This window comes from Bacillus sp. HMSC036E02 (genome assembly GCF_001836235.1).
Classification (GTDB): domain Bacteria; phylum Bacillota; class Bacilli; order Bacillales; family Bacillaceae_G; genus Bacillus_A; species Bacillus_A cereus.
Genome location: NZ_KV827828.1, coordinates 1,138 through 1,938 on the forward strand (window position 1 = coordinate 1,138; position 801 = coordinate 1,938).

Below are 801 nucleotides of genomic sequence, written 5' to 3' on the forward strand. Positions count from 1 at the left end.
ACAAGATACATCAAACACATTAGCTTTTTTTAACCAATTTTCAAGCGAGTTTCAACATGATATTTCTACAGAGAACATAAAATCTCAATTGCAACAATCTTGTAAAAAGAAGACTATGAATGATATACCGTTATACTCTGATATAACTGAGAATGAACTTGCATTCATAAACAAAAACAAACCCAATAATGTAATAATTAAAGATGAATGGATTCGATATTACCCTAAACACGAAATTGGTTCACAAGTAATTGGGTATGTAGAAAATGACCTTAAGTCCAAGCATATGGCTGTTGGAAAAAGCGGGATTGAGCTGCAATATGAAAATGATTTAAAAGGAAAACCAGGCAAAACTCTTATTTTTAAATTGAATAATAAAAAGTTCTTATGGAACATTCAAAAAGTACAAAAAGGAAAAGATGTGCGGCTAGCTTTAGACTCTGAGTTGCAGCAAAAGGCAGAAGAAGCATTAAAATCTCAAATTAAGAAAACACCTGATGCTAAAGCTGGTTATGCTATAGTGAGCGATGCAAAAACTGGCGCAATTTTAACTATGGCCAACTCGGTAGCTTTTAATCCAAATATATTAAATACACATGTATCTTCTAGAAAAGAAAACATTAAATCTCTTTCGCAAAATAAAGCAATTCAAAAATTAAAGTATGGTGAATCTTATATAAATATGGCTTCTACTATAAAACCACTCACTATTTTAATTGGATTAAATGAAAAGCTTTTCCAACCAGAAGATACTTATTTAGATAAAGGTACTTTTCAGTATGATAATCAAAATAACATTAC

Annotated in this window: 1 protein-coding gene; it reads left to right on the forward strand. The window is 30.2% G+C overall.

Annotated elements, in window-relative coordinates:
* Positions 1 to 801, forward strand: an 801-nt coding sequence (locus tag HMPREF2590_RS08930; protein ID WP_256325047.1) for a penicillin-binding transpeptidase domain-containing protein, incomplete at both ends; no start/stop codon positions are given.